Origin of the sequence: Flavitalea plasmicola, assembly GCF_030546645.1 — a bacterium.
Taxonomy (GTDB): domain Bacteria; phylum Bacteroidota; class Bacteroidia; order Chitinophagales; family Chitinophagaceae; genus Puia.
In genome coordinates, this window is the sequence record NZ_JAUOTO010000002.1 from 1065790 (window position 1) to 1091752 (window position 25963).

18 protein-coding genes are annotated in these 25963 nt (G+C 48.3%); 3 read left to right on the forward strand and 15 right to left on the reverse strand.

Going from position 1 to position 25963, the window contains the following annotated elements:
* Nucleotides 1-299 precede the first annotated feature (299 nt).
* From Q4E93_RS09520 to Q4E93_RS09565, 10 genes are all read right to left on the reverse strand, one after another.
* On the reverse strand, nucleotides 300-950 hold the full coding sequence (locus Q4E93_RS09520; RefSeq protein WP_303584627.1) for an START domain-containing protein: 651 nt from the start codon (nucleotides 948-950) through the stop codon (nucleotides 300-302).
* Between the two features lie 72 nt (nucleotides 951-1022).
* Nucleotides 1023-2279, reverse strand: a complete 1257-nt coding sequence (locus Q4E93_RS09525; RefSeq protein WP_303584629.1) for a glycoside hydrolase family 99 protein — start codon at nucleotides 2277-2279, stop codon at nucleotides 1023-1025.
* Between the two features lie 6 nt (nucleotides 2280-2285).
* Nucleotides 2286-3257, reverse strand: coding sequence for a family 43 glycosylhydrolase (locus Q4E93_RS09530; protein ID WP_303584631.1), 972 nt, complete (start codon nucleotides 3255-3257; stop codon nucleotides 2286-2288).
* The gene (locus tag Q4E93_RS09535) at nucleotides 3244-4176 is read right to left on the reverse strand and encodes a family 43 glycosylhydrolase (RefSeq protein WP_303584633.1); all 933 of its coding nucleotides are present in this window, start codon (nucleotides 4174-4176) and stop codon (nucleotides 3244-3246) included. Before Q4E93_RS09535 ends, Q4E93_RS09530 begins: the two co-directional genes overlap by 14 nt.
* An 11-nt stretch (nucleotides 4177-4187) precedes the next feature.
* Nucleotides 4188-5327 carry a hypothetical protein gene (locus Q4E93_RS09540; RefSeq protein ID WP_303584635.1) on the reverse strand — a complete coding sequence of 380 codons (1140 nt, stop codon included), beginning with the start codon at nucleotides 5325-5327 and terminating at the stop codon, nucleotides 4188-4190.
* 26 nt (nucleotides 5328-5353) lie between these two features.
* Nucleotides 5354-6667, reverse strand: a complete 1314-nt coding sequence (locus tag Q4E93_RS09545) for a glycoside hydrolase family 99 protein (RefSeq protein WP_303584637.1) — start codon at nucleotides 6665-6667, stop codon at nucleotides 5354-5356.
* A gap of 12 nt (nucleotides 6668-6679) precedes the next feature.
* Nucleotides 6680-7405, reverse strand: coding sequence for a DUF3823 domain-containing protein (locus Q4E93_RS09550; protein ID WP_303584639.1), 726 nt, complete (start codon nucleotides 7403-7405; stop codon nucleotides 6680-6682).
* A 19-nt stretch (nucleotides 7406-7424) separates the two neighbouring features.
* Nucleotides 7425-9281 (reverse strand): RagB/SusD family nutrient uptake outer membrane protein, encoded by a 1857-nt coding sequence (locus Q4E93_RS09555; RefSeq protein WP_303584641.1) that lies wholly within the window; start codon nucleotides 9279-9281, stop codon nucleotides 7425-7427.
* 19 nt (nucleotides 9282-9300) lie between these two features.
* The gene (locus Q4E93_RS09560) at nucleotides 9301-12480 is read right to left on the reverse strand and encodes a SusC/RagA family TonB-linked outer membrane protein (RefSeq protein WP_303584643.1); all 3180 of its coding nucleotides are present in this window, start codon (nucleotides 12478-12480) and stop codon (nucleotides 9301-9303) included.
* A 13-nt stretch (nucleotides 12481-12493) separates the two neighbouring features.
* Entirely contained in the window at nucleotides 12494-14683 is a 2190-nt protein-coding gene (locus tag Q4E93_RS09565) for a GH92 family glycosyl hydrolase (protein WP_368501863.1), read from the reverse strand.
* A gap of 519 nt (nucleotides 14684-15202) precedes the next feature.
* Here Q4E93_RS09565 and Q4E93_RS09570 point away from each other — a divergent pair.
* The 3 genes from Q4E93_RS09570 to Q4E93_RS09580 all read left to right on the forward strand — a co-directional run bounded on the left by Q4E93_RS09570 (nucleotide 15203) and on the right by Q4E93_RS09580 (nucleotide 20115).
* Entirely contained in the window at nucleotides 15203-15541 is a 339-nt protein-coding gene (locus Q4E93_RS09570) for a hypothetical protein (protein ID WP_303584647.1), read from the forward strand.
* Between the two features lie 182 nt (nucleotides 15542-15723).
* Entirely contained in the window at nucleotides 15724-18735 is a 3012-nt protein-coding gene (locus tag Q4E93_RS09575; RefSeq protein WP_303584649.1) for a SusC/RagA family TonB-linked outer membrane protein, read from the forward strand.
* A gap of 9 nt (nucleotides 18736-18744) precedes the next feature.
* On the forward strand, nucleotides 18745-20115 hold the full coding sequence (locus Q4E93_RS09580) for a RagB/SusD family nutrient uptake outer membrane protein (protein WP_303584651.1): 1371 nt from the start codon (nucleotides 18745-18747) through the stop codon (nucleotides 20113-20115).
* Here Q4E93_RS09580 and Q4E93_RS09585 read toward each other — a convergent pair.
* The 5 genes from Q4E93_RS09585 to Q4E93_RS09605 all read right to left on the reverse strand — a co-directional run bounded on the left by Q4E93_RS09585 (nucleotide 20109) and on the right by Q4E93_RS09605 (nucleotide 25830).
* Nucleotides 20109-21182, reverse strand: a complete 1074-nt coding sequence (locus tag Q4E93_RS09585; RefSeq protein WP_303584652.1) for a hypothetical protein — start codon at nucleotides 21180-21182, stop codon at nucleotides 20109-20111. The genes Q4E93_RS09580 and Q4E93_RS09585 overlap by 7 nt on opposite strands.
* A 19-nt stretch (nucleotides 21183-21201) precedes the next feature.
* Nucleotides 21202-21438 (reverse strand): hypothetical protein, encoded by a 237-nt coding sequence (locus Q4E93_RS09590; protein WP_303584654.1) that lies wholly within the window; start codon nucleotides 21436-21438, stop codon nucleotides 21202-21204.
* Nucleotides 21435-21866: a MauE/DoxX family redox-associated membrane protein gene (locus Q4E93_RS09595; RefSeq protein WP_303584656.1), complete on the reverse strand. Its 432-nt coding sequence runs from the start codon at nucleotides 21864-21866 to the stop codon at nucleotides 21435-21437. Before Q4E93_RS09595 ends, Q4E93_RS09590 begins: the two co-directional genes overlap by 4 nt.
* 283 nt (nucleotides 21867-22149) lie before the next feature.
* On the reverse strand, nucleotides 22150-25218 hold the full coding sequence (locus Q4E93_RS09600; RefSeq protein ID WP_303584657.1) for a response regulator: 3069 nt from the start codon (nucleotides 25216-25218) through the stop codon (nucleotides 22150-22152).
* A 33-nt stretch (nucleotides 25219-25251) separates the two neighbouring features.
* Nucleotides 25252-25830 carry a YfiR family protein gene (locus tag Q4E93_RS09605; protein WP_303584659.1) on the reverse strand — a complete coding sequence of 193 codons (579 nt, stop codon included), beginning with the start codon at nucleotides 25828-25830 and terminating at the stop codon, nucleotides 25252-25254.
* Between the last annotated feature and the right edge of the window lie 133 nt (nucleotides 25831-25963).

Below are 25963 nucleotides of genomic sequence, written 5' to 3' on the forward strand. Positions count from 1 at the left end.
TATGTGTGAGAAGATGATCATCCCCGATCACCTATACAAAGGTACGACAGCATACCTTAAGCATTATGTTAATCATCGTCGTTTAGTGTTAAAACACCGTGAAATAAGTACGGGCAAAAAAAAAGGAGTGTATAGAAATACGCTCCCGTTTTAAATCCAATATCCTATGAAAAACCATATAGGAGAGATCAATTGCCGGGCCAAACCCACTAACAATTGATTGTCAATATATTAAAGATGATATTAGCTATACCATCCTTCCAACATTGGGAGAAATTTTTGCAAAAAGGGAATGGGACCTAGTCAACGATATACGACAGATGTGCATGCGTAAATGCAGGCTTCTTCAGTTGGACCTTCAGTTTCCTGAATGATTCATACGGCCCTTTCGTCGCAAACATATTCACCAGCCACGCAGGTATATTCCCTCCAGGATCCATATTCAACGTATACTCCACCCGGACCCGATCTTTACCCACAGGCGATATGATCCACTTACCTTCGGAGCGCCGCACCCGAACGATATCCTTTTTCTCCGGAATATAATCCGGAAAAACAGGGCCCAGGACCGTCACCACCTTCGTATGCGCATCCTGACTCACCGACAGCCGGGCAATAAAATCCCGGTTACTGGCAGGCCACGGCACATTCACCTCAGAATAATAATAAAGTTCGGAAGGGGATACCTGCTTCAGCACCACTGCGGATCTTGTGCTGTATACCCATTCTACGGCAGTATTGACATCCATAACGACAGCCACCAATTGCGAGAGGGTGGCGTTCAGCTCACATACTACTTTGATCCCTTTAAAGCGGCTGTTGGGGACATCTCTTGTATAGATTGCGATGTCGTCCTTGTTGCTTTTCAGCTTCCAGTTCTCCTGTCCGAATGAGACGAGGCCCGTTGTAAAAAAATATGCAACGAATATTAAAATCAGTCTGTTGATCATAGGTCGCTCAGTTCATCTAATGATTCCAAAATTCCTTAAATGTACTAAACAACCTGCTTATCTAAAAACCCGCTATTTCACCGCCGTCGGCCGCACGGCAGTCAATGCGATCTCTCCCCTGAACATTTTCCCTCCATCTCCGCTGAGCCTTAGATAATAGTCGGAGGAACAAGCTGTTCCATCCTCGTCCAGCGTAACAAAACCCGACCCCACCGGCACCATCGAAGCATCCTCCGCCGTCTTGGCTATCTGGTTCCCTTCATTATATTCATCAAACATAGATATGTAGATCCCCTGAGCACCCAGCCTTTTCATATTATAAAATTGCCGCCACATGAAATCCCCATGCACCCGCTGCTTCTCCTGCAAGTCGCCGGGCAGGACGCAAGGCTGATAATCAATATAATTCGCCTTGCAAAAGCCAAGATCGGCCGTGTTCACCGTAGCATAAAAGTTATCCGAATCCATGATCTTCCCGATACGTCCCACCATCCAGGGTGACAGCATATCGAAAGCCTTATAAGTATCGATAAATCCCGGCCTGGAGTCACTGTTCTGGTCACGCCAATGAGCAGGCACACCCCCGATCACATAACATCCCTGATCCTTGAACCATTTTATGACATCCGTACAGGTGGAGGAAGACCAAGGATGGTTGTTATCGCTAAAGCCAAAACCCCAGATGCAAACAACAGGTTTATCATTCTGCCGGGCATAGGCAGCCGAAGCCGTGTACTTCTTCATCTTATTCGTCCAGTCCGATTTTACCTCTGATTGCATATTCGTCCAGCCGCTGACATCATACATGATATAAAACTTCCTGTTGTATTTCTCCGCCGCCGTTCGCACCTTCGCCGTAATCGCATCCCGGACGGGCCCCTCGATGCCATTGGGATTGAAACGCTGCAAGGCGGCGCCGTCCAGCCCATTCTGCTGCATCCAGGAGAATTGTATATCCACCGACTGGTCGCTGAAAGAAGAGAACAAAGTGGCAGGGTCTCCATTCCCAAGGTCGGCAAATCCAGTGGCGTAAGTATCCTGGTAATCTCTTACATCCGGCCAGGATTTGATGCCACTCAAAGCCAGGGTGGGCGTCTTTCCCCAATCCGTAGACCAATGCCACCAGGCATCGATAGGTGACCCATCGCCCTTACAGGCAAACCATCCCTGGTAGCCCACGGTTATTTTGCCCACGACATCCCCTTTGGGTGAAGGCCACACTTTGTTGTTGGTGGGAGGAGGTGGTTTCTGTCCTGAATTACTTTTTTTGCAGGCAACCGTCAATACCGAAAGTCCAAAGATTATTACAAGTGATCGTATGATTTTCATTCGTATTTATTTTGTCTGGATTATTTTCTTTATGGTTCCGTCGGAATTATACCCCAGCGTATCGACGCATATCGATCGTAGCCAGTCATTGTGTGAAATGGAGCTGTTGTGATAAAAGGCATACCATTGCCCCTTGTACTCGACAATCGACCCATGGTCGGTGTAACTATCCGTCGGATCCATATAAATTCCTTTATACGTCCAGGGCCCCAGGGGCGTCTTGCTCACGGCATAACGCATCTGATTATGACGCCCATCGATATCATGATTATCCGCATAGGAAAGATAATAGAGGCCATTTCGTTTATGGACCCACGACGCCTCATGAAAATCAACCAGGCCCGACATCGGCTGCATACTCCCGTCCAGCTCCGTCATATTATCCTTTAGCCTGCCCCCTTTGCAGGTGCCGCCTCCCCCATAATAGAAATATGCCTTTCCGTCATCGTCCACGAATACGCATGGATCGATCATTGGTTCCAATCCCTGGATATAACCCTGTACTGTAAAATCGCTGGCCGGCCTGGTGCTGGTGGCCACGCCTATCTTCCAGGAGCTACCCCAGTCCGTTGCGCTGGGATGCGGAAAATAAAAGTAGTACATGCCATTCTTATAAGCGCAATCCGGCGCCCACATAAAGCCACCGTCAGGCCTCCCCCATGACACCTGGTTTGCCCGGAGGATCTCCCCATGGTCCTTCCAATGTACCATATCATCCGTCGAATAAACATGGTATTGATCCATCAGGTCACACCCACGCGGGGGGGCGATGTCATGAGAAGGATATACATACAGCCGCCCATCAGCCCAGACATGGGCAGACGGGTCGGCAGTATAGATACTGGTCACGAAAGGATTCTTATGCTCCGTGTCGAAAAAAGACGGCTTCTTCTCAATCGCCGGCTGTTCCTTTTTGGAAGAGCAGGCTGCGACGGCTATGATCCCGGATGTGACAAGCAATCGTTTAATGCTTCTCATCGTGCGTCTGATTTACCATTTGAATAGTCCCATCCGCGTTGTAATATAATTTATCCAAGCAGATGGACCGCAACCAGTCAAAATGCGACAGCGCGCTGTTGTGATAGAACGAATACCACTGCCCTTTATATTCCACGATGGATCCATGATTGGTATAGCTGTCTGTCGGCGCCATATAGATCCCCTTATACTCCCAGGGACCCAGCGGGCTCCTGCTCGTAGCATAGCACATCCGGTTGTGTTGACCCGCCGAATCATGGTTATCCGAATAAGAGAGGTAATACAGGCCGTTGCGCTTATGCACCCACGAGGCCTCGTGAAAATCAACCAGGCCTTCCATTTGTTTCATCTCCCCGTCTATCTCAGTCATGTTGTCCCTGAGCTTTCCGCCCTTACAGGTACCGCCTCCCCCATAGTAGAAATAAGCCTGCCCGTCGTCATCCACAAATACGCAGGGGTCGATCATGGATTCCAGTCCCTGGATATATCCCTGTACCTTAAAGTCACTGGCCGGGTTCCTGCTGGTGGCCACGCCTATCTTCCAGGTGGAATTCCACGCCGTCCCGCTGGGGTGAGGAAAATAGAAGTAATACACGCCGTTCCTGTATGCGCAATCGGGCGCCCACATAAATCCACCTTCCTTGCGGCCCCAGGGAACCTGGGCGGCCCGCAGGATCTCGCCATGGTCCTTCCAATGCACCATATCGTCGGTGGAAAATACATGATACTGGTCCATCAGGTCGCACCCCCGGGGAGGCGCGATATCATGCGAAGCATACACATACAGCCGGCCGTCGGCCCAAACATGCGCCGATGGGTCCGCCGTATACATATCTCTGATAAAAGGATTACCTGATTGCCCAAAGCAAACTATGGAAAATAAGAAACTGACACTTAAGAAAAACGTTCTACATACCATATAATTATTTTTTATTTCTCCGTCAGCCTAAGATCATCCAGGGCCAATACCACTTCGGGATGCGTCTTGCTGCTCGTCCATAAATACACTTTGAAGTAATTCAGCGCCGTGATATCGGCACCCCCATCCGCCGTCTTGCCGGCATCACTGAAATTCAATTTCATTTCGTTCCAACCGGCCTTCAGGTTGGGTATCAGATCACCCAGGTTCCAGTCCAATTCATGATCGTCCGACTTTCCGGAGCTGGTCAGCTCGATCTGCCCATCCACCTTCAGTTGGGTAGGATCGCTGACAAAAAACCAGAAATGCAGCTGTCCATTGTCCATCGTCAGTCCGGGATTAACAGCTGAAGGACTTCTGAATATAAACTGCTGAAAATCTCCTCCATCCGCGATCGGCGCTTTTAGCGAGCCCACGCCTTCTTTCTTGGACGACTTGTCGATGGCGCCGACATTGCCCGCCGTCTCCCAATTGTCGATGACATCACAGGTATTGAAAGATGCAGAGATCTTTGTCCGGGCATGGAACTTCAGATCGTCCACACCCACCGTCACATCTCCATGCGACGTCTTGTCATTTGTCCAGAAGTAGATCCGGAAGAAGTTGAAAGCATGAATATCCGGGCCGCCGTCACCGGACTTAGCGGCAGTGCTGAAATTCAGTTTCATTTCATTCCAACCGACCTTCAGGCTGGGAATATAATCGGCCAGATTCCAGGAATACTCATGATCATCCGATTTACCGGAGCTGGAAAGCTCGATCTGTCCGTCCAGCTTGAGGTCCGTGACGCTGGAAACATAGAACCAGAAAACGAATTGCCCGTCTTCCACCGATAGTTTGGGATCGACAGCTGTCGGCCGGCGTTTTATGAAGTGCATATAGTCGTCGCCGGTGTGTATGACGGATTTTAAATAGGCCGCCCCTTCTTTAGGACCTGCTTTTTCTTCCACTCCCCCGCCTACGACCTCCCAGTCGGTTAATTTATCCGCCGCATCGAATACCACCAACGTCGGATCCACAGGTGGCGGCGGTGGAGGAGGCGTCGGTTTTAATTTACTGGTGTCCCTGGAAGGGAACTTTTCCTTGTTACAGCCGGCGATGATCAGCCCAACCAGGGCGGCGCCCATCGCCATCGATCTTATTATTTGCATTTTCTTTACTTTTAAAATTTTATAAATTATCGCGCCGGTCTTATCCTTCCGTATCCCGGCGTACCATGGAACCATTTTGCTCCCTGCCCTGTCAGCCAGAGGTAATAGTCCGTGGTCAGATCATTTTCAATACCGATGAATTTCAGTCCTCCGTCGCCATTCAGGGGTACATCCTTCTCCAGCATCGTTTTAAAGATGGCCGTGCCTTCATCGATCTCATCGAACATGGCTACATAAAGGGCCTGGGCACCTGCATCCTTTGCTCCCGAGATCTGTTGCCAGAGAAAGTCTCCCTTCAAACGTGGGATGGCGTTATAGATGGTAGGATCCTTATGCATATTGCCCCAGCTGAATCCCGGAAATACCAGTGGAACGTAGGTGACCTTATTCGCTTTGCACCATTGGAGATCATTGTATACGTTTGCCGGGTTATAGGACTTACTGTCGAACCTACCCACTGCCCAGGGCATAACGATATCGCATTTTTTGATGAGGTCCAGCAACGCCGGCGATTTCTCCGTGTCGGCCCCCAGCGTCCTCCAATAATAGGGCACGCCCAGCATGACGGCATATCGGTTATCCGATCCCTTCAGCTTGTCCACCAGCCTGCTGACATCGTCGATGGTGTATTTCCGCCCGTCATTAAAGCCCACCCCCCAGATAGTCACCAGCGGGCGACCATTGTGGTACAGGTAAGTAGGATTAGCCTTGTTGTCCGACAGCTTAAAGAGCGTCTGCAATTCTTTCCAGTCCTGTTCCAGATAAGCGACATCCGCGCTGGAGCATCCGCTGAGATCATACATTACGCTGATGGCCCGGCCGTATTTTTTTGCGGCTTTCAGGGCATTGGTCAGCACCTGGTTGAAATGCCTTTTCCCCGCGGCATTTGAAGATTTTATCTCACCCACAAAACGTTGCATATGCACGCCGTCAATGGCATAATCCTTCATCCATTTAAAATGCAGATCTACGCTTTCCTCATCATAAGGGCTGTACAGGAATGCGTCGGAACCGTCAGCGAATTTGAATGGCGATACGTACCGTTTTGTATACTCTGTAATGTCGGGCCAGAGATCCACATTGGTATTACCGGGAAAGAACCCGCCCGGGCCCTGGTAATGATACCATCCCCGCTGCGACTGGTCTCCCGCTGCGGCGAACCATCCCTGGTAGCCCGCCATCACGAGGTTAGTATAGGATTTATACAATAACCCTGTTGTATCATATACATAGTCCTTTGAAGGGGGATCCACCGGTCCGCCCTCTTGCTTCTGCTTTGAACAGGCCATCGACACATGCATGGAGGCAAGCAGGAAAATAATAAGTTTACTGAACTTCATGTTTGGTATGAATTATTTTGGAACGTCGATCTTGATGACCTCAGAAAGATTGGAGCTCTTGTCGTCATTATTGAACCTTACTCCCACCCTTACATAGAAAGTACGTCCCCTGATCAGGTTTTTAACAATGATCTCCGGCGCCTTGTCTCCCGCGGTCATATCCGCCCATTCTTTGTTGATGGGTTTCTTGTTTGCGTCGGAGAAGTCAAAAATAGAGGCGCCTGGCCCCACGATCCTGGTCGTGTTCACATAAGGCTGCATCTCGATGATGGTTGGGATGCCTCCGTCGATCGGCGCTTCCATATTAAACTGTAGTGACAGTGTGGTGCTGTCTACCATCGTGGCCGTAAAATTGGACAACAGCAGATATGGCGTCAGCTGGAAATCCAGCTTTGCCCCCTTGTTGATGTCGATCTCTGTCGGCGCGACGGGCCAGAAAGCGCCTCCTTTCAACGAGACACGGTAATGTCCGCTGAAAAGCTCCGTATTCTGGTAGGTACCGTCATATTTGGCAGGGATGTCCTGTGGGGTCGGCGTCGAGCTCCAGTTCAATTGTTCAAGCCTTACGCTGAAATTACCCGTACATGTCTGCACGGTTGTCTTGGAGGATGTACCGTCCAGGAAAAAGCTCCCTTCAAGGGAAGCATTCGGACCGGGATAATTGTCTTTTTTTATGCAGGAACCTCCGGCGATCAGCATCGATACCCCCAGAAAGATCGTGGTGATTTGTAGCTTCATATCTCACAGTTTTTTTAAACTAGTAATTTGGATTGTTGGGATAGAGATTAGGATTCTTCGACAGCTCCCCGCCGGGGATCGGCTCGTAATAGAATTTCTTGTCGAAATTGTAATTCCGCTGAAAGCTTTCGGGTTCTTTTAAGAAGATGTACTTCTTCTCATCATAAATAAAATAGGGCATGAGGGCTTTAAAACGGGCATTGTTCAGCAGGGCATCCGCGATCCTCCATCTTTTGATATCCCACCAATAGTGATTTTCAAACGCCAGCTCTTTGCACCTTTCATTACGAACCACATCGGGGGTCATATCCGCCAATGTCAATGCGGGGGCTCCCGCCCTGTCCCTGATGTCATTGAGACAGAGCAGCGCGTCATCCAGCTGGTTGGTTTCAATATCGGCTTCCGCCCTGTTGAGCAAAACCTCGGCATAACGCAGCTCTATCCAGTGCGTAGTGCTGGAAAAAAGCCCTATTTTCTTGATATCGGTCTCCTTGTAATTGATGTACTTACGTACATAGAAGCCCGTACGGGTATTGTCATCGCTGCCCGAAGAAGGATACATTCCAGCATTACCGATGATGACCAATGAGGCATCTCCCGGATACGTCGTGGTATGATCTCCGGAAGGCAGGAACGTGCGGGTGGTCTTTACTACCTCGGCCGCAGCTGTGCCGCTGAAAGTGGGATAGATCCCTCTGCGAATATCGAATAGTTTTCCACGTAATGACTCACCGGGGAAATAAACGGTGGCCAGCATGCGTGGTTCCAGGTTTTGGCCCTGCCAGAGATCGGCCAGGCTGTTGTAGCGCCGCGGCGTCCCGTCGGGGTTCGTGACATCCAGGACACCAAAACGTTCTACTGTTTCCAAGGTAGGATAGCACCTGGACAGGCCATCGCCCGTCATATAGTTCATCCCGCTGTTGGGGGACATTGTCGCATCCCAGGAATGCATCCTTTCAGGCTCCCCGGCATAAAAGTCCCGCGTCAGGATATTCTCGGGACTGGTGACATCCAGGAAAAGGTCCGTATAGTTGGTAAGCTTGTTCGCATTCTTCCTGTACAATGTGTAATGTCCATCCAGCAGCTTGGCCGCATCGACGGCCTTCTGATAGAAGCCGGCTGCCTTGTCGGCAGCAATACCTACGAATCCCTGCGCACGGGCATCCCCATCCACAAAATTCACGGAACCATATTTGGCAATGCTGCCTGCATATACCATGGCGCGGGATTTCAGGGCTGCCGCCACATACTTATTCGCTCTTCCGGAAACGCTAGTCTCCGGCATTCCATTATACGCCGAATCCAGGTCATCTCCGATGAAATTCCACACGTCCTCTTCCTTATTACGGGGCACCCGCAGCTCCTCGATCGACAGCTGTGGATAGTTCTGAACGTTCCTGATGATGGGAATACCGCCGTATCGCTTGGCCAGCGCAAAGTAATAGAATGCCCGGAGGAAATGCGCCTCTCCGATGAGCTCATTCACGGTGTTACCCGCAAAATTCCTGGCATATTTCGGCAGCGTTTCCATGAAATAGTTCACGTCCCGGATATCCGCATAAGGCCAGTAGCCAAATCCGCCACCGATGTCCATTCCGCCATAAGGACCTACCATCTCGCCGCAAGCGCCGCCGGCATGGTAGAAATGCTCCCATTCATGATGGATATTAAAACCATTGCCGTCCCTGCCCGCCGGCCGGTAAGTAAAGTCTTCAATAGGCAGTTTTCGGTATACCTGCGCAAGGTAGGCATCGATGCCCGCCGAGTTCGCAAAGATCTGGTCATCGCTCAGTACATTGGGCGGCTTTATATCCAGCTTTTGACAGGAGGTGAGGAAGACAAGACCTATTATTGCAATCGAAAATATTTTTTTCATATGTCGCATGTTCAAAAGTTTAGAAGGAAACATTTGCTCCCACATTAAAGGTTCTGTTCAGGGGGTATTTATAACCGCCTAATCCGAAGTTGAAGTCTCCGTTTGGCAGCTGACCGGGGTGTTCTGGATCTACACCTTCCAGTCCCGTGATCGTGAAGAGATTGTAGCTGTTGACATAGACCCTGCAATTCTTCACGCCTACCTTGCTCAGGATGACACGAGGTAAAGAGTACCCCAGCTCCAGTGTTTTCAGTCTAACATAGGTCGCATCCAGTACCCCTTTGGTGCTGTTGTTGATCTGATCATAGTTGTATCCCATCGACGGATATTTTCCACTGACCCATTGCGTATTCGGATCATACACATTGTCATCCGGGTTGACCGTGTGCCAGCTGTCCAGGAATTTCGAAAGCGCGCTCCTGCCATACATGAGCGGCTGTCCATATTGCTCGGCATATTCCGTCCAGAAACCGGTGGCTCCTGCAAAAAGCGCCGTCAGGTCAAATCCTTTATATGCCAGGTTGATATTGAACCCGAAATTCATCAACGGGAGATCATACGTGGCGATGGGATGATAGTCATCTCCATTGATCACACCGTCATGGTTCCAATCCTGCATATAGTAATCACCCGGCAAGACCCCATTATTTCCGCCACCCGTATTGACGCCATAATTATAGATCTGGTCATAGCTGGTGAATTGTCCCCCATAGTCCACACCCCACCAGATATTGGTGTATCGCCCGGACTGTCCGTTCCTCCATTGTTGATAAGCGTTGCCCTGGGGATTCTCTGTGACAAACCGGTTGATCAGACGAGAGTAGGACAAATTCCCCGTGACCGAGATCCCCAGGTCGCCGATCCTGTTCTTGTGCGTAAGGCTCAGCTCCCATCCCTCCGATCTGTCCTGGTTCAGGTTCTCAAAAGGCAGTGTGACACCGGCTGTTCCCGGCAGATCACCCAGCCTGTGCGCCAGGATACCCTTCCTGTCCCTTCTGAACACTTCGAAAGTACCATCGATCTTCCCCTTGAAAGCAGTGAAGTCCACGCCTATATTCGTCATATAAGCCGTATACCATGTCAGGTCATTATTTACAAGACCGCGGCTGATGGCCCCGTTTACAAATTGTCCGTTGAACATATAGCCCAAAGGCTTGTTGTCTGCGGGATCCACCGACGGATAAGAATATCCCGGTATGTATTGGAAGGCGGTGTTCCCATCATCACCCATGATGCCGTAAGAAGCTCTTAGTTTCAGGTTGCTGACCAGGCTGGGCGAAACCAGGTTCCTGAAGAAAGTTTCTTCGCTGGCTCTCCAACCAATGGAATAGGCAGGAAAGAATCCCCACTGGCTGGGGCCGGGCTTGAACTTATTGGATCCGTCCCGCCGGAAGCTGAACTCCGCCAAATATTTCCCCTTGTAGTCATAGTTCAACCTTCCGATGATCGCGCGGGTAGCGATCTCATTGACACCATTGAGGTTCGTTCCGCCCTGCTGGTCCGTGCTCTCACCCCCAAAGAGATAATCCACCGGCAACAGTACATAGCGCTGCGCAAAGATGTTATCGTCCTTCGAATGACTCTGCTCATACAACACCAGCGCACTTACATTATGGTCCCTGAAAAAGGTATTCGCATAATTCAGCGACAGCTGGCTGAGCGTGGACGTATTGGTGCCATACGTACGGTTGAGCGTACCCTTCCCATTCACCCCGTTGACCAGGGATGGATTATAGACATCCGTCGTCGGATCGTATGCATACAGGTTGTACAGTTTCCTGTATGCCGTATTATCGCTGACATTATATCCATAATTGAACATGCCCTTCGCTTTCAGCCCTTTAACGCCAGGAATATCGTATTCAAGGTTCAGCTGGCTTTGCAGATTCTTCCCCGTTGCTTTTTTAAACCCAACCTTCGAAGCATCCGTGATGGCCACCGGATTGGCATTATCCGGCATCACATTCAAATAGTCATGATTGTTATTGGCATAGATCTGGTTGATGGGGATCTGGTTCCAGGCATATTTGAAGATGGTCCACAAGTCCTGGAAAGGCTGGTTCTTTTGATCCAGGTATCCTGCTACCAATACCTGGGCCCTTAGCCTATCCGTGATCTTTACATTCACATTGCTCCGGACATTCCAACGGTCGTAGTCCAGGTCATTGGATTTCAATACCCCTCCTTGTTTCATGTATCCCAGGCTAAAGAAAAGGCCAACCTTGTCGCTGCCTCCCGAGATGTTGAGATTGTGCTGCACCTGCGGCGCCATGGTATTGAAGGAGCTGCCGATCCAGTCGGCGCCGACAAAGGTCCCGTCCAGCCAGGGTTTTATGTTTTCGTACGTATAGGCGGGAGGAGCATTGGAGATAAAATTACCGGCAAAATCCCGTTTCACCTTTTCATTGGTCAGCATCATATAGTCCACGGCGCCTACGCCTTTCGGCATACCAAGGAATTGCTGCCACCCCTGGTTGACAGAATAATTGAAGTCGAACTTGCCGTTCCTGTTGCTTCCCTTTTTGGTGGTGACCAGGACAACGCCGTTGGACCCCCTGACCCCATATACTGCAGCGGATCCGTCCTTCAGAACGGAGATGCTTTCTATCTCATTGGGGTCCATCCGTTCGATGCCGCCCCTGGGCACCCCGTCAATGACAATGAGCGGTGCGCTACCAAAGCTCCGGATGTCAAAGCTGTTCTCATAGGCCCCGGGCTCTGCCGTCCTTTGCACCATACGCAGGCCGGGCACCTTACCCGTCAGCATGTTTACGACATTCTCATTCTTCGTTACGACGATCTCGCTGCTTTTCAGCTGCACCACCGAGCCCGTCAGCGTAACCTTTTTCTGCGTGCCGTAACCCACCACGATCACTTCACCCATGTCCTTTCCACCGATGTTCATGGTGACATTCACCTGTCCCCTGCCCGTGATCTTCTCTACTACGTCTTTATAACCTACATAGGAAAAGGTCAGCTCCTTTACATCTACGCCCACAGAGAGGGTGAACTCTCCTTTATCATTGGTAGTAGCGGCCGCCCTTCCCGCACCTGTGCCCGAGGCCACCGTCACCCCGGCTAATGGACTATTGTCCTTGGCGTCCAGCACTCGCCCCTTGATCGTTCTTTGCTGTGCAGCTGCCCAGATGGGGAGGATAAAAAGCAGCATAAGCAAGCGTCTCGTTAATTTTGATCTCATAGCATTTGTTATGTTAGATTTTAGGAATTACAAATAGTTTTTTGTTCGGCTTAGGTCCCATTTCAAGCACCAGGCGTCCTCCGTTCATCAGCTGTTCATGGGTAAACCAGGGCGTTCTCAGTTCGACCCCATTCATCGTCGCACGCTGGATATATTTATTGAGGACAGAGCAATTGTGTGCCGTGAGCGAAAATTGTTTCCCGTTGGTAAGATGGATGGTCACTTTGCTGAACAGGGGGCTTCCGATGGTATACACTGGCAGCCCGGGCGTCACGGGATAAAACCCCATGGAGGAAAACACGACAAACGCGCTCATCCCCCCTCCGTCCTCGTCTCCCGGGATCCCAAAAATATTATCCTTGAACCAGGCGTCTAACAGGAAACGGATCCGCTGCTGCGTTTTCCAGGGAGCATCGGTATAGTTATATAGATAGGGTATGTGAAAGCTGGGCTCATTCCCCATGCAGAATTGTCCCACCAATCCCGTCGCATCCGGGAACTTGCTCCAGAATTCGGGCTTCGATCTGTCCAGTCCTTCCCGAAACAATTGATCCAGCTTCTTTTCGGTGCCGGCTTTCCCTCCCATCAGGTCGATAAGTGCCGGAATATCCTGCTGCACCTGCCATAGATAGGTATACCCGTTGTTCTCGTCGTAATAATCGCGGCCGCCGGCGCCGCCATCGAATTTTGGGTCTATGTCGATCCAGTTTCCTTTATCATCTTTGGGGAAGAACATTTGCTTCGCGGGATTCCAGAGATGTCTGTAATTCTTTGCCTTTTCCCCAAACAACGTCTCATCATCCTTTCTTCCCAGGTCTTTTGCCAGCTGGCTCACCGCCCAGTCATCATAGCTGGCGCCAAGTGTGATCGCCACCGCCTGCCTTCTTTCGAATTCATGCACCTTGCCCTCTGTTTCTTTCTCATCCTTGTGCAAAGCCGGGAAATAACCCGCCGTATGATAGAAATTATCCAATGCCGTTTTTTCACCATTCCGCCAGGGGAGCAGGGTCGCCTCCGTCGAGTTCTTCTTCATCCCTTCGAATGCTTTCATGATGTCGAAATGCTTCAGCCCCTTGCGATAGGCGTCCAAAAAAACAATGGAGGAATGAAATCCATTCATACACGCATGATCTCCAAACAAGACAGGAAAGGTCGGCATCCAGCCACTCTGCTCATACATACGGACATAGGATTGCAACATGTCCTCTTCCTGCGCTGGGTTCAATATCATACGCAACGGGTGCAGCGCCAGGTAAGTGTCCCAAACCCAATCATCCGTATAAAAAGGACGGCTGTCCTTATGCACCTGCGTATCAAAGCCGCTGTAATAAGACCCGTCCTCCGTAATATTCACCATCCGCTCACTGCACCTGTACAGCGCCGTATAGAAACTTCTCTTTTGTGCCTCAGTCCCCCCTTCCACCTTCACCCTATCCATCACCCCCTCCCAGGTACGCTTGCCCTCCTCCGCCAGGGACTGAAAATCCCTGTTGGCCAGTTCCTCTTCAAAATGCCGCTTCGCCTCATCCACGCCGATATAGCTGACGGCATACCTGAACTCCACCAGGCCCACGGCCTTTGGAAAACTGATCCATGCCCTGTTCCCCTCCAACCCCTGCCTGGCATTGCGGCTAAACTTACCATACATATATACCTTGATATCTCCATGGTATGTCTCCATACCACTGACCTCCGAGCCGGAGAGGAACTTCCATTGCGCCGGACCGTCGTTGTACACACCCAGCAGCAATGCCGGCTCCCCCGATGCGGGGAAACGGAATCTGAAAAAGCCCGCTTTTTTGCCAGGCGCAAACTCCACCGTTATCCCGTCATCGATCAGGTAAGTAGAATAATACCAGGGTTTATTCACCTCCAGGTCATGGTCCCAGGTCATACGCCCCTCCCAGTTGGCCGGCCCCGCCCCTTTTACAGATGGCTTCAGAGAGAACACCTGCCCCAATCGATGGGAAACGATGCTCAGCGGAAAAGAGGTGATCTGATCGTCAAAATAATCCTTTCGGTCAGGCGCCATACGTATCATCTGGTTGGGAAGATGCGCCAGCGGGCGGGTAGGTTCCAGCAATTGGCCCACATTCCCGATCCTCGGGTCTATATATCTCACGCCGCCTTGTTGTGCAGACACGACAGAGGGTAAGCCTATAATCATGACGATTATGGCACGCATACAATACCATGCATTCATCTCAAATAAAATTTAATAGCATTCGGGAAAACAGAAATGGAAAAGAGATCGTCGCCTGTAAAATGGCCATTGGGATGCACCGGGAGGTAAATTTTTCATACAGCAGTATTTCGTTAAGCGTATTACACGAAATAAGCGGGAAGGCATTAATCAGGGGGTTAATAAATCCATTAACGGCGAAAAAATATTAATTAATTTTTCAATACACTGATTATCAGCATTTTAAAAAACAGGCTTTGACCCCATTTTTTTGAGATGGATCCGCCACAGTTCCCGGGAAAACGATCGCTTCCCACATTTTCTCCCTGATCAGGTGGAGGCTCCTATAAAAATGCTCCGTCATTCAATTTTTTGTCCGGTTGCTCGTTGTATAACAGGCTCAGAACAAATGCATTAAAAAAGCACTTTGACCGCCGGCTGCCAGGCGACATTTCAGCGTTTTAGCACAAATTGTGCATTTTTGGCCGCTTTGACCCGAATTAGGCGTACCATTGTAGAAATATATTAACTCTGATTATTATGACTGATGGAAAGTTTTTGACGCTTTGGACGAAATATTTACCGGCTTTCAGGATCATGCTGAAAAAAGCGGTAAATGAGGAGCAGAAGATCACGCTGAGTAAAATGGAGCTGCAATCCATCGATAACAGGAAGAACGTCAACTTTTCTTTTGATCTGGAGATCCTGAATGGAAAAGTGGAGAACAGCATGGCTGTTCCCGCAATGGGCAAAGACCTCTTCAGTGTCCTCAACGGCGATCAGCTCGTCAGGAATTTTATGCACGACAAAAGGATCACGATCCAGATGTCAAGAGCCTCGTTGTTGACATTCAATGCAAGTGACCTCATTCCTACATAGGTCTCATTATACTTGCCGGACTCCGGTTCCCCGGTGATTTTTTAGTTTTTCATCTGAAGAAAAATACATATATTACACCAATGGGCATGTGTGCCCAGCCTTTATTCAGACTCCTCAACAACCCCTCGCAACACCAATTGTACATTTTTCAATTTTGAAAATGACATTTTGACTTGTTGCTTATGAAACCCACTCTTGCCTTAGCTATCGCAGCATGTTTGCAGATCAGCGTTGTTGCTTTTGCTCAAAAAACAGAGATCCGGACTGGCTCCGGAAATATACCCTCAGTAACTGGTGATGTCCGTGGACAGGTGGTGGATGAGAATGGCAAAGCTCTGTCCGGGGCGACTGTGACGGTGAAAGAAACGGCTAAATCTACTGTTGCAGGCGCCAAAGGGAAGTTTACTATTCAGGCGGAGGAGGGCCAGACCCTGATCGTTGCGAATGCGGGATATGAGGACCGGCAGATCATAATAGGTACAACCCGCAACCTGACCATTGTGTTGGAGCTGAATCTGGCTTCGTTGCTAAACACCGTAGTAGTAAATAAAGGATATTATACCACCACGCAAAAGCTGAACACAGGCAATGTCAGCATCATAAAAGCGGCGGAAATAGAAGAACAGCCTGTCGGCAATCCCCTGGCGGCGCTGGCCGGGCGCGCTCCTGGATTAAATGTAACGCAGTCCAATGGTTTGCCTGGCGCAGGTTTTACAGTCCAGGTCCGGGGCCAGAATTCGATCTTAAGTGGCAACGACCCCTTTTTTTTGATCGACGGCGTTCCTTTTACAAACAAAAGCATATCTCTTGGAGTTATTTCCGCTAATGGTTCTCAAAGCCCGTTCAATAATATTAATCCGGAGGATATTGAAAGCATCGAAGTCCTGAAAGATGCAGATGCGACGGCCATCTATGGCTCCAGAGGCGCCAATGGCGTTGTCCTGATCACCACCAAAAAAGGAAAAATCGGCAAAACGAAGTTGGATTTGAACGTCTATACGGGAGGCGGAAAGGCCACCAAGATGATAAAGCTTTTAAATACGCAGCAATATATTCAGATGCGCCGGGAAGCCTTCAGTAATGACAACATCAATCCCGACGTGTACGGCGCGCCAGATCTGGTCGCCTGGGATACGTCCCGTTATACCGATTGGAAGAAATTGTTGACAGGCGGTACGGCGATAACCACCGATGCGCAGGCCTCCCTATCCGGAGGTAATACCCAGACCCAATTCCTCCTGGGTTCGGGCTTCCACAGGGAAACCACTGTTTTTCCCGGCAAATTTGCGGATAGCAGAGGATCTGTGCATTTTAATCTTACCCATAATTCCCTTGACAATAAAATTAAAGTGGTTCTTACGGCCAGCTACAGCAATGACAAGAACAATTTGTTAGGTCAGGACCTGACAGGTTTCATAAGACTGCCTCCCAATGCGCCGGCCTTGTATGATTCCACCGGCAAGTTGAATTGGAGCGAAGGGGGCGCCGGTTATTCCAACCCGCTGGCATCCCTGCTGCAAAAGTCGACTGCCACTGCTGATAACCTGATGAGTAACCTGGTATTGCGATATCAGCTAGCCCCGGGGCTAAGCCTGAAAACAAATCTGGGTTACAGCAGTATCCAGCTGCAGCAGGTGTTTATTTTTCCGGGAGCATCGTTGAACCCTGCATTTAATTTTACAGGATTTGCGCAATACAGCAATAACAATTTTAAGAGCTGGATCATCGAACCTCAGGTGGACTACCAGAATGCATGGGGGAAAGGCAAACTGGAAGTGCTCATTGGATCCAGCTTTCAACAGGAAAAAACCAATGGCAGCATTGCATACGCCAGTAATTTCAGCAGCGATGCCCTCCTTGAATCGCCTTCAGCCGCCGGAAGCGTTTCTGTGACGAACAACAGCACATTATATCATTACCAGGCCGTGTTCGGAAGGATCAATTTCGACTGGAGCGACAAGTATTTATTGAACCTCACAGGGAGAAGAGACGGATCATCACGGTTTGGGCCGAACAGGCAATTTGCGAATTTCGGCGCCATCGGGGCAGCATGGATCTTTTCAAAAGAACCATTTATAAAAAGCATTCTTCCGGCGCTAAAATATGGAAAACTACGAGGAAGCGTTGGCGTAACAGGTAATGATCAAATAGGTGATTACAAGTATCTCAATACCTATAGTTCATTTGTGTTCCCCTACCAGAATCAAACAGGCCTGGTCCCCACTCAATTATACAATCCGGATTACAGCTGGGAAACCAATCGGAAATCAGAGCTTGGGCTTGAGCTTGGCTTTCTGGCTGACAAAATTGTTGCAATGGTCAGTTATTATAATAACCGCAGTTCAAACCAGCTCATCAACTTTACGCTGCCCATCCAGACAGGTTTTAACGGGGTCATCCGAAATTTCCCGGCCCTTGTGCAAAATACAGGCTGGGAGTATCAGTTGAACGCAGTCATTGTTAAAACCAAGAGATTTAGCTGGGACGCCTCATTTAATTTAACCATTGCACGTAATAAATTGTTGGACTTCCCCAATCTTTCTTCTTCCGCCTACGCCGGGAAATACGAGATCGGCAAGCCCTTAAACATTGTGAAGTTGGTCCACACGACAGGCGTTGATCCCCAGACGGGGCTTTTTCAGTTTGCAGATAAGAACGGAGGTAATACTTCGACACCCGTTTATCCGGACGACTACACCGTAGTCAAGGACCTGGCGCCATCATTCTATGGAGGACTTAGCCACCGGCTTCAATATAAAGGGTTCAGCTTAAGCATGCTATTCCAATTTGTAAAGCAGGCGGGATTTAATTACGCTTACAATAATACCACTCCTGGCAGCATGGCCAACCAGGCCACTTCGGTGTTAAACCGCTGGAGGAAGCCGGGAGATATCACCAATACCCAACTTTATACCACTTCAGGGTTGGGATCTGCCATCTATTATTATTATAGTTCCGCTTCGGATGGCGCAGTCAGCGATGCATCTTTCGTGCGATTGAAAAATGCGGCATTATCCTATAGTTTTCCCATGAAATGGAGCAGCCGGATCAAGTCTGAATTGATCAGATTTTACCTGGAGGCGCAGAACGTTGTCACATGGACGAAGTATAAGGGTGGAGACCCGGAAATTAAGAGCACATCTATCTTACCTCCATTAAAAGTATTTACCGCTGGTATTCAAATCACCTTTTAATTCTTGCAGATGAGACCAGGATCATATTTCAACAGCGCTTGTTTATTTCTGCTGATGGCTGCGTTGCCTTCCTGTAAAAAGTTCGTGGAAGTGCCTTCACCAACTAATCAGTTGGACATCAACAGCGTGTTCACGGATGATAAGACCGCCACCGCGGCGGTCATTGGCATGTACAGCGATATGGAATTTTCTTCCCCGATCAGCGCCTACCTCACCATTCTTCCAGGCTTGAGTTCGGATGAGCTCTCATCTACCTCAAGTGATCAGGGTTTCCTGGATTTCTTCACCAACACCTACATGCCGAACAATCAATATTCCGCCGCCGTCTGGGGTATTTATTCAAATGTATATGAGGCGAACTCCTGCATGCAGGGCATTCAAAACTCCAGGGGATTGTCTCCCGGGACGAAAAACCAATTATTGGGGGAAGCCCTGTTTAGCCGGGCATTTTGTTATTTTTACCTGGTCAACCTCTTTGGTGATGTACCATTGGTGACCTCGACAGACTACAGGATCGCCGATACTATGCGCAGGACTCCTTCCTCCAGGGTCTATCAACAGATGATCTCAGATCTGCTGTACGCGCAGACGCTGCTAAGATCCAGCTATCCAACTGAACAAAGAGTACGTCCCAACCTCTGGACAGCAACTTCCCTGCTGTCCAGGGCCTACTTATTTACGGCTAAATGGGCGGAGGCTGAATCGCAGGCTTCTTCTGTCATTAACTCCGGGGTGTATACCATGACCGCCATTGATGAGGGTGTCTTCGGGAACGGCAGCAACGAGACGATATGGCAATTGATGCCGGTGAACCCGTATTCCAATACGCAGGAAGCAGCACTCTTCATTCCCGGGTCGCCGACCCAGATCCCAATTTATCCGCTGACCAATGACTTTGTTAACGCCTTTGAGCCCGGAGACAAGAGAATCACCCACTGGACGGGCAATATGGACATCGGGGGTGAGTTATATTACTACCCCTATAAATACAGAATTCCGGGAGGAAGTCCGGCAAGCGAGTACCATATTGTATTTCGCCTGGCGGAACAGTATCTAATAAGGGCTGAAGCCAGGATACAGCAAGGCAAGATCACAGGGGCTATCCAGGATTTGAACATTATTCGTGATAGAGCCGGCCTGCCCCCCCTATCGACATCGATGACCGCGGATTTGGCGACGGCAGCCCTGCAGCAGGAAAGAAGGATCGAATTATTTGCGGAATTTGGCCACCGGTGGCTCGATCTGCGGCGCACCAATAAAATTGATCTGGTCCTCGGGGCACTCAAGCCGTCAACCTGGCGATCTACCGCCGCCCTATGGCCCATCCCACAGGCCCAAAGAAGCGCGAATCCATTTCTCACGCAAAATAAAGGCTACTGATCCTGCCGGTCTGGATGCAAGTGCAGATCGTAGATGATTAGACTATGGGTATACAGGGCAATCAACTTATTCTCCGCAATCATAATCTTGGATGGTTTACTTCCATTGGGAGCGGGAAAATAAATACTCCCCAGGTACCGCCCGTTTTTCAAATCAATTATGTCAAGAATTGAATGGTCGGAAAAAAAATCATCGGTTTCATTATCCGCCTTTAATGTGGACATATTAAACAGAAGTCCATTATGAACATCATTTACTCTGTTGATCATATTTGCGGGAGTAACATTTGTATAGGCCGCGGTCCCGCTGTTATTAACGATCGCCGTACTGATATGAAACGAGCTGGTTGTGTCTATTGAGGAATATCTTGCCAAAAAATGAAGCGAGGTGTCAAAAGATAAAATTGAATTCTTATAAAAATAGATATAATATAGTTTCCCCGTTGCCGCATCGAAGTGTAATTGGCCGTCCGAAACGACGCCGCCATCACCATATATTTGAGAAATGCCATCTTCTTTTTTCAATAGGCCCGTGTTAAGATCATAACGAACAAATACCTGGTCGGTCAGCCTGGGTTCGATCTTTCTCAATATAAAACAATCGTTGCTTACCATGGCTTCGCGAGTAAATGGCCCCGGTGGAAGAATTCTTACCTCAAATAAGGTGGAGTCAAATGTAGTTTTCGCAATTGCCGGCTTATTTTCCGCAAAAAGATAAACATAGGGAGAGTCAATTTTGACTGCGAGGCTGCCCAATTGTAAGCTGTCATAAAACCTCGCAAAAAATGGGATCTTAATTCTCTTTGTGCCATCATGCTGGTTCCTGCTGACTTCAAGGATCTCCCCGGGTGTTGCCGTTGTAACATAGATACACCGAGCCGTAGATCCGACAATGTCATACAATACGTCCTGAAAGCCTGCCTCCTGCACCTTGGAAATTGCACTGGGAAAGTAATTTCTTACAAACCCGTTATTATGTCTATTGGGAATATCGCCAAAATGAAAAACTACCAGGATGATAACAAAAGCCGACAAGACAATTATTAGCAGATACTGGTAGCTTTTCATATAATAAAGCTGGAGATTATTAAGGCTTCTTGATCACCACGCTGGTATTGCTTATCAAATACGCGCATATCACATTATTGTCGCCAGGACACCATATACCTTTGATCTGATCCGCCGTCCCAAAGTAAATACCTGGAGTTTTTCCTGCTATAGGATTATAGACATTCCACCAACCCCCCGTCTGAGACTTCGTTGTAAATGCGGTTCCCACGGCAAGCAAGGCAGCGATTGCGACCACCGAAATTGACTTTTTCATACTACTAGTTGTTTTTTTTGTGAATGTATATTCTGTATTAAAATACCCGATAATGATAACCCGGTGAACACCAGGTTGAATACAAAGTGCTGTTTCCATGACATGCCGGACAATACTCCTCCGCATGAACACGGCAGGTATGAACTATATTTCAGCATGATAAATATATACCCTGTAAAAAGCAGCATCAGGAAAAAGGACAGGTAAAGGCCAGTAATCCTTGTACGCCTGATGACCAGGAGGACAGCAACTATTATTTCACCCGATGGGATAGCCCAGGCCACCCACCCCGAAAATCCGGTGATAAAAGGAGATTGACCCAACTGGTACCTGAATTTATTGAAATCCAGCAGTTTACTCACGGCGGCGTAAATAAATAAGAAAACCAACAGGGCGGAAATGACCTCAACAATCGCATTCTTTTTCATGCCGTATGCTTAATACTATTTCAATCAGAGTAATAGCATGCAGCGCCCTGTAAATGCCGGCAGTTTTCGATAATTGATGAACTAGGGCTAATGTCGAAAGATGTAATGAAGCTCAGGGGCGGATTAATACGGATTGTGGGATTGTTCAACCTCAATTGCAAACAGGCAGGGCGCTAATTGCTTTTGATAGTCCAAGGTAGCCCCGTTGTATGGAAGGAGCCAAACAAAGCGGCTCGTTTGTTCATAAATTAAAACTTTGGAACAGGTAGCAATAAGTAAATGTCTATATTTTTCGCAAATAACTATTCATGATCTCCTCTATCTCCTTCAGCCGAAATGGCTTGGATATGAAGTCGTTCATTCCAACTTCCATACACCGCTCTTTATCCTCTTCCATGGCGTCAGCTGTCAGGGCAATTACAGGAATACTACAATATGGCTGGGGTAAAAGACGGATGTTCTTCGTCGCCGTATACCCATCCATCACCGGCATATTGACATCCATGAAGATCATTTCAGGATCGTACAGCTTCAGCATGGCAATAGCCTCCTCTCCATTGTTGGCCCTGATCACCTCGAGTCCCATATTACCCAGCACTTCGGAAATGAGTAACATATTCATCGGGTTGTCCTCCGCCACCAGTATCTTGCTTTTTTGAAATACTTTGCCGGTGGTCGGCATATTGACAAACTGGTCCTTATTCAAATTCACTCTTCCAAAATGCTGGGACAACAGGGTCATCAGATCGCCCAACTTTACGGGTTTGGAAAGGAATTTATTGATGCCGATGATTTCCGCCTTCTGCTGGAAAACGGTCCTTTCCAGGGACGAGAGCATAAGCACGAAAGGCTGGGCATGCCCTCCGATCAATTGGTCGATCTTCCGCGCCAATGTAATACCGTCCATTTCGGGCATCTGGTTGTCAGTGATAATAAGATCAAAGGGTCGGCTGTCCTTAATGGACTTCTCAATAACCTGCAATGCTTCTGCCCCACTATGACAACTTTTACAGGGGATCTCCAGGTAGCCGAATATCCCCTCCATCAGCTTACAATTGGTCACATTGTCATCTATTACCAATACATTTCGCAACGATCCTTTTGCAGGAAATTCAATGCGGGGATGCTCATCGGCGATCTCCAGGGTAAGCCTAAGCGTAAAGATGCTGCCCTTGCCATATTCGCTCTCTGCCTTCAGCGTTCCACCCATTAATTCCGCCAGGCTTTTCGAAATAGTAAGCCCCAGCCCGGAACCACCAAATTTCCGGGTGGTGGATGAGTCGGCCTGGGTAAAGCTTTCAAATATTGCATCTATTTTTTCAGGGGCGATGCCAATCCCAGTGTCCCGTACCGACATGGCAATATCCATACATTTCCGGTGGTTCTTTTCATAAACAGCAGCTTCCTGCTCCACCGTTACGAAGACTTCCCCTTCAGCGGTGAATTTAATAGCATTGCCGATGAGGTTGACCAATATCTGCCTTATCCGCACCTGGTCACCGAAGAATTGGCAAGGCAGGCGGGGATCAATATTGCACACCAGCTCCAGGTTTTTCTCCTGGGCTTTAATAGACAGGATATCGATGGTGTCTTCTATCAGTTCATCGAGCTTAAAGGTAGTATTGTCTATGATGAGCTTTCCAGCCTCAAGCTTGGAGAAATCGAGTATGTCATTGATGATGGTCAACAGGTTATACGCGGACTTATTTACATTCTGCAGATATTCCCTTTGTACCTTTTTAAGATCGCTTGTTAATACAAGCTCCGTAAACCCGATGATCCCGTTCATGGGAGTGCGTAATTCGTGGCTCATATTGGCCATAAATTCGCTTTTAGCGATGCTGGCGGCCTCTGCATTGTTCCTTTGCTTCTCTATCCTGATACGATCGATGGCCGAGCCTAATGTGCCGGAAAAAGACTCGAGCACAGACAGTTCGGCAAGGGTCCACTCGCGTTCTGTCTTGCAGTCCTGGATACAAACAAACCCCCATAATTTATCCGCCGCAAATACAGGAATAATGGTTACGGATTTCACCTCCCTTCCTGCCAGCCATTCTTTTGCATAATGATCTTTCAAATCAGATACGACGCTGTAGAAAACTTTATTCTTCAGCAACGTTTGTTCTATATCAGTCATCGAATGAAAAGGCAGCTCCTGAAATGCCGGAGAATGAAATTCCACTTCATTGGTGAGATTATTCCAGCCGGCCAGCTGGCTGCTGTAAATACTATTCTTAAGGCTATCTGAATAATTACAATAGGTCTCCACCCGATCGACTCCCATTTGCAAACCCAATAATTTGATGGCGTTGCCAATAGCAGTTTCAAAATCATTGTTACTAATGAGCTCGTGGGTCGCCGAACCAACTGCCTGCAGAAGCCGCTCTTTCTTGTTAAGATCGGCTGAGCTTTGCAGCAGCTCCATTTCGCTGGTCCTCAGATTATCCCGCATGGAAATAAGAGCCTTGCCCAAAGTATCCTCATCACCGAGCGGCCGAAAGGGTATATTAAAGTTTCTCATCCCCACTTCATGCGCGAAAGTTGCCGTCCCCATCAGTTTCTCGGATAGATTATTGACACTGCGGACCATTTCTCCCATCTCATCTCTGCTGGTTACATCTTCAATTTTCCGGGTAATTCCCTTGCCAAGGTCATTTATGATGATCTTCAGTTTATTGATAGGCCGGATGATCACCCTGGCCAGATACATGGAAAGGAAGATCCCGGCAAAAATGATGGCAATGGATTTTGCAAGAATGATATTCGTCAGCAGCCAGGAAGAACGCTCTACTCTGCTGTTAACCTGATTTCTTATTTCCTGCTCATAGGAGTAAATATTGCTTAAAGCGTTCATCAAGGCAGTGGTCCTTGGAAGGACTTCCTCTTCAATTTTTCGTTCCGCCTCCAGTTTGGTCACGGGATCGTCATAATCCGAAAACTCTTTTAACGAGATCATGATGCCCTTCTCGATATCCAGTAGCTGGTCGAATCCCGCATACACCCTGTTCAAGCTGTCAACCCAGTTTTTGTTTGTCCATTGCCTGGCATAACCATTCATCCTTTTCTTTAATTCTCCATAGTCAGAATTGTGGATCATTTTCAGCAGCTCCTTATCCTCCTGCTTATATCTCAAAAACACCCAATTGGTAGCATACATTTTTGATTCAAGCATCATTTTCTTAAAATCATCCATAGCCTGAAGAGAGGGATCAATTACTTTGGAAAGGATAGCAGATGACTTTTTATTGCTGTTTATGATAGCAATGGTGATGGCGCCATTAATTACGAATAAGGATACCAGGAGAAAAAAGCTCCAGTATATTCTTTTCCTGATGGTGATATTCGTTTTCATGGCATTCTATGGTCTTCGCATGAGGTATGCATTCTATTTTATGATTATTCCCAATTCAAGGAGTTCCGATGCGATACGCAAATTCCTTTGTTCAACATTGCCCTTATTAATCTCCAGTTTAAGGCGCTCGTCCACGGTAATAAAATTGATACACGACCCCTTACGGGCAAGGCCGTCGGATTCCGAAATAATTAAGATCGCGGTCCCTGCAGTAAGGGCCGCAATTCTTTTTATGCTGGCACTCTCTTCATCGCTGATAAAAAGCATATGACAGCTATATGCATTCGCCGAAGGAGACATCTTAACGACCACTATTTTCTGGCTACCGACCGTTTTACTGACGCTTAAGCTTTTTAGTTCATCATACAGTGGCGAATCCCCGACTATCCCAATAATAAAATCCCCTGATTTTTTATCAGCAGGCCAGTCAATATATTTTGTGAACCGGTAAATAATATTGGCATGTACCTTGTAGTCCGTCTCGTGTTGCGCTTTTATACTGGTAAGCGACATTAGCGACAGGGCTGCCAAACAGAGTAACTTAGATCCACTCTTATTGAACGATGGTGTTCTAAAGTTATTCCTTACAGCTGGTAGTGTTGTTTCACGCATAACCTTTTTCCTGATTGAACGGGAATGCAACGCTTAGGAAAAGTTTCTCGGGCCTGTTACATCAAGAACGTAAAAGCTAGTGATACAACCTCATGGAATTGAAAATTTACAGGAGTAATTTGAAAAATAAGTG

Bases quoted from the DNA above. Each gene is read 5' to 3' on its own strand.
- Q4E93_RS09570 (WP_303584647.1), top strand. From the start codon at position 15,203: ATGACTGATGGAAAGTTTTTGACGCTTTGGACGAAATATTTACCGGCT.
- Q4E93_RS09560 (WP_303584643.1), bottom strand. From the start codon at position 12,480: ATGAGATCAAAATTAACGAGACGCTTGCTTATGCTGCTTTTTATCCTC.
- Q4E93_RS09585 (WP_303584652.1), bottom strand. From the start codon at position 21,182: ATGAAAAGCTACCAGTATCTGCTAATAATTGTCTTGTCGGCTTTTGTT.
- Q4E93_RS09600 (WP_303584657.1), bottom strand. From the start codon at position 25,218: ATGAAAACGAATATCACCATCAGGAAAAGAATATACTGGAGCTTTTTT.
- Q4E93_RS09545 (WP_303584637.1), bottom strand. From the start codon at position 6,667: ATGAAGTTCAGTAAACTTATTATTTTCCTGCTTGCCTCCATGCATGTG.
- Q4E93_RS09580 (WP_303584651.1), top strand. From the start codon at position 18,745: ATGAGACCAGGATCATATTTCAACAGCGCTTGTTTATTTCTGCTGATG.
- Q4E93_RS09530 (WP_303584631.1), bottom strand. From the start codon at position 3,257: ATGAGAAGCATTAAACGATTGCTTGTCACATCCGGGATCATAGCCGTC.
- Q4E93_RS09525 (WP_303584629.1), bottom strand. From the start codon at position 2,279: ATGAAAATCATACGATCACTTGTAATAATCTTTGGACTTTCGGTATTG.
- Q4E93_RS09565 (WP_368501863.1), bottom strand. From the start codon at position 14,683: ATGAATGCATGGTATTGTATGCGTGCCATAATCGTCATGATTATAGGC.
- Q4E93_RS09595 (WP_303584656.1), bottom strand. From the start codon at position 21,866: ATGAAAAAGAATGCGATTGTTGAGGTCATTTCCGCCCTGTTGGTTTTC.
- Q4E93_RS09520 (WP_303584627.1), bottom strand. From the start codon at position 950: ATGATCAACAGACTGATTTTAATATTCGTTGCATATTTTTTTACAACG.
- Q4E93_RS09575 (WP_303584649.1), top strand. From the start codon at position 15,724: ATGAAACCCACTCTTGCCTTAGCTATCGCAGCATGTTTGCAGATCAGC.
- Q4E93_RS09605 (WP_303584659.1), bottom strand. From the start codon at position 25,830: ATGCGTGAAACAACACTACCAGCTGTAAGGAATAACTTTAGAACACCA.
- Q4E93_RS09550 (WP_303584639.1), bottom strand. From the start codon at position 7,405: ATGAAGCTACAAATCACCACGATCTTTCTGGGGGTATCGATGCTGATC.
- Q4E93_RS09535 (WP_303584633.1), bottom strand. From the start codon at position 4,176: ATGGTATGTAGAACGTTTTTCTTAAGTGTCAGTTTCTTATTTTCCATA.
- Q4E93_RS09590 (WP_303584654.1), bottom strand. From the start codon at position 21,438: ATGAAAAAGTCAATTTCGGTGGTCGCAATCGCTGCCTTGCTTGCCGTG.
- Q4E93_RS09555 (WP_303584641.1), bottom strand. From the start codon at position 9,281: ATGAAAAAAATATTTTCGATTGCAATAATAGGTCTTGTCTTCCTCACC.
- Q4E93_RS09540 (WP_303584635.1), bottom strand. From the start codon at position 5,327: ATGCAAATAATAAGATCGATGGCGATGGGCGCCGCCCTGGTTGGGCTG.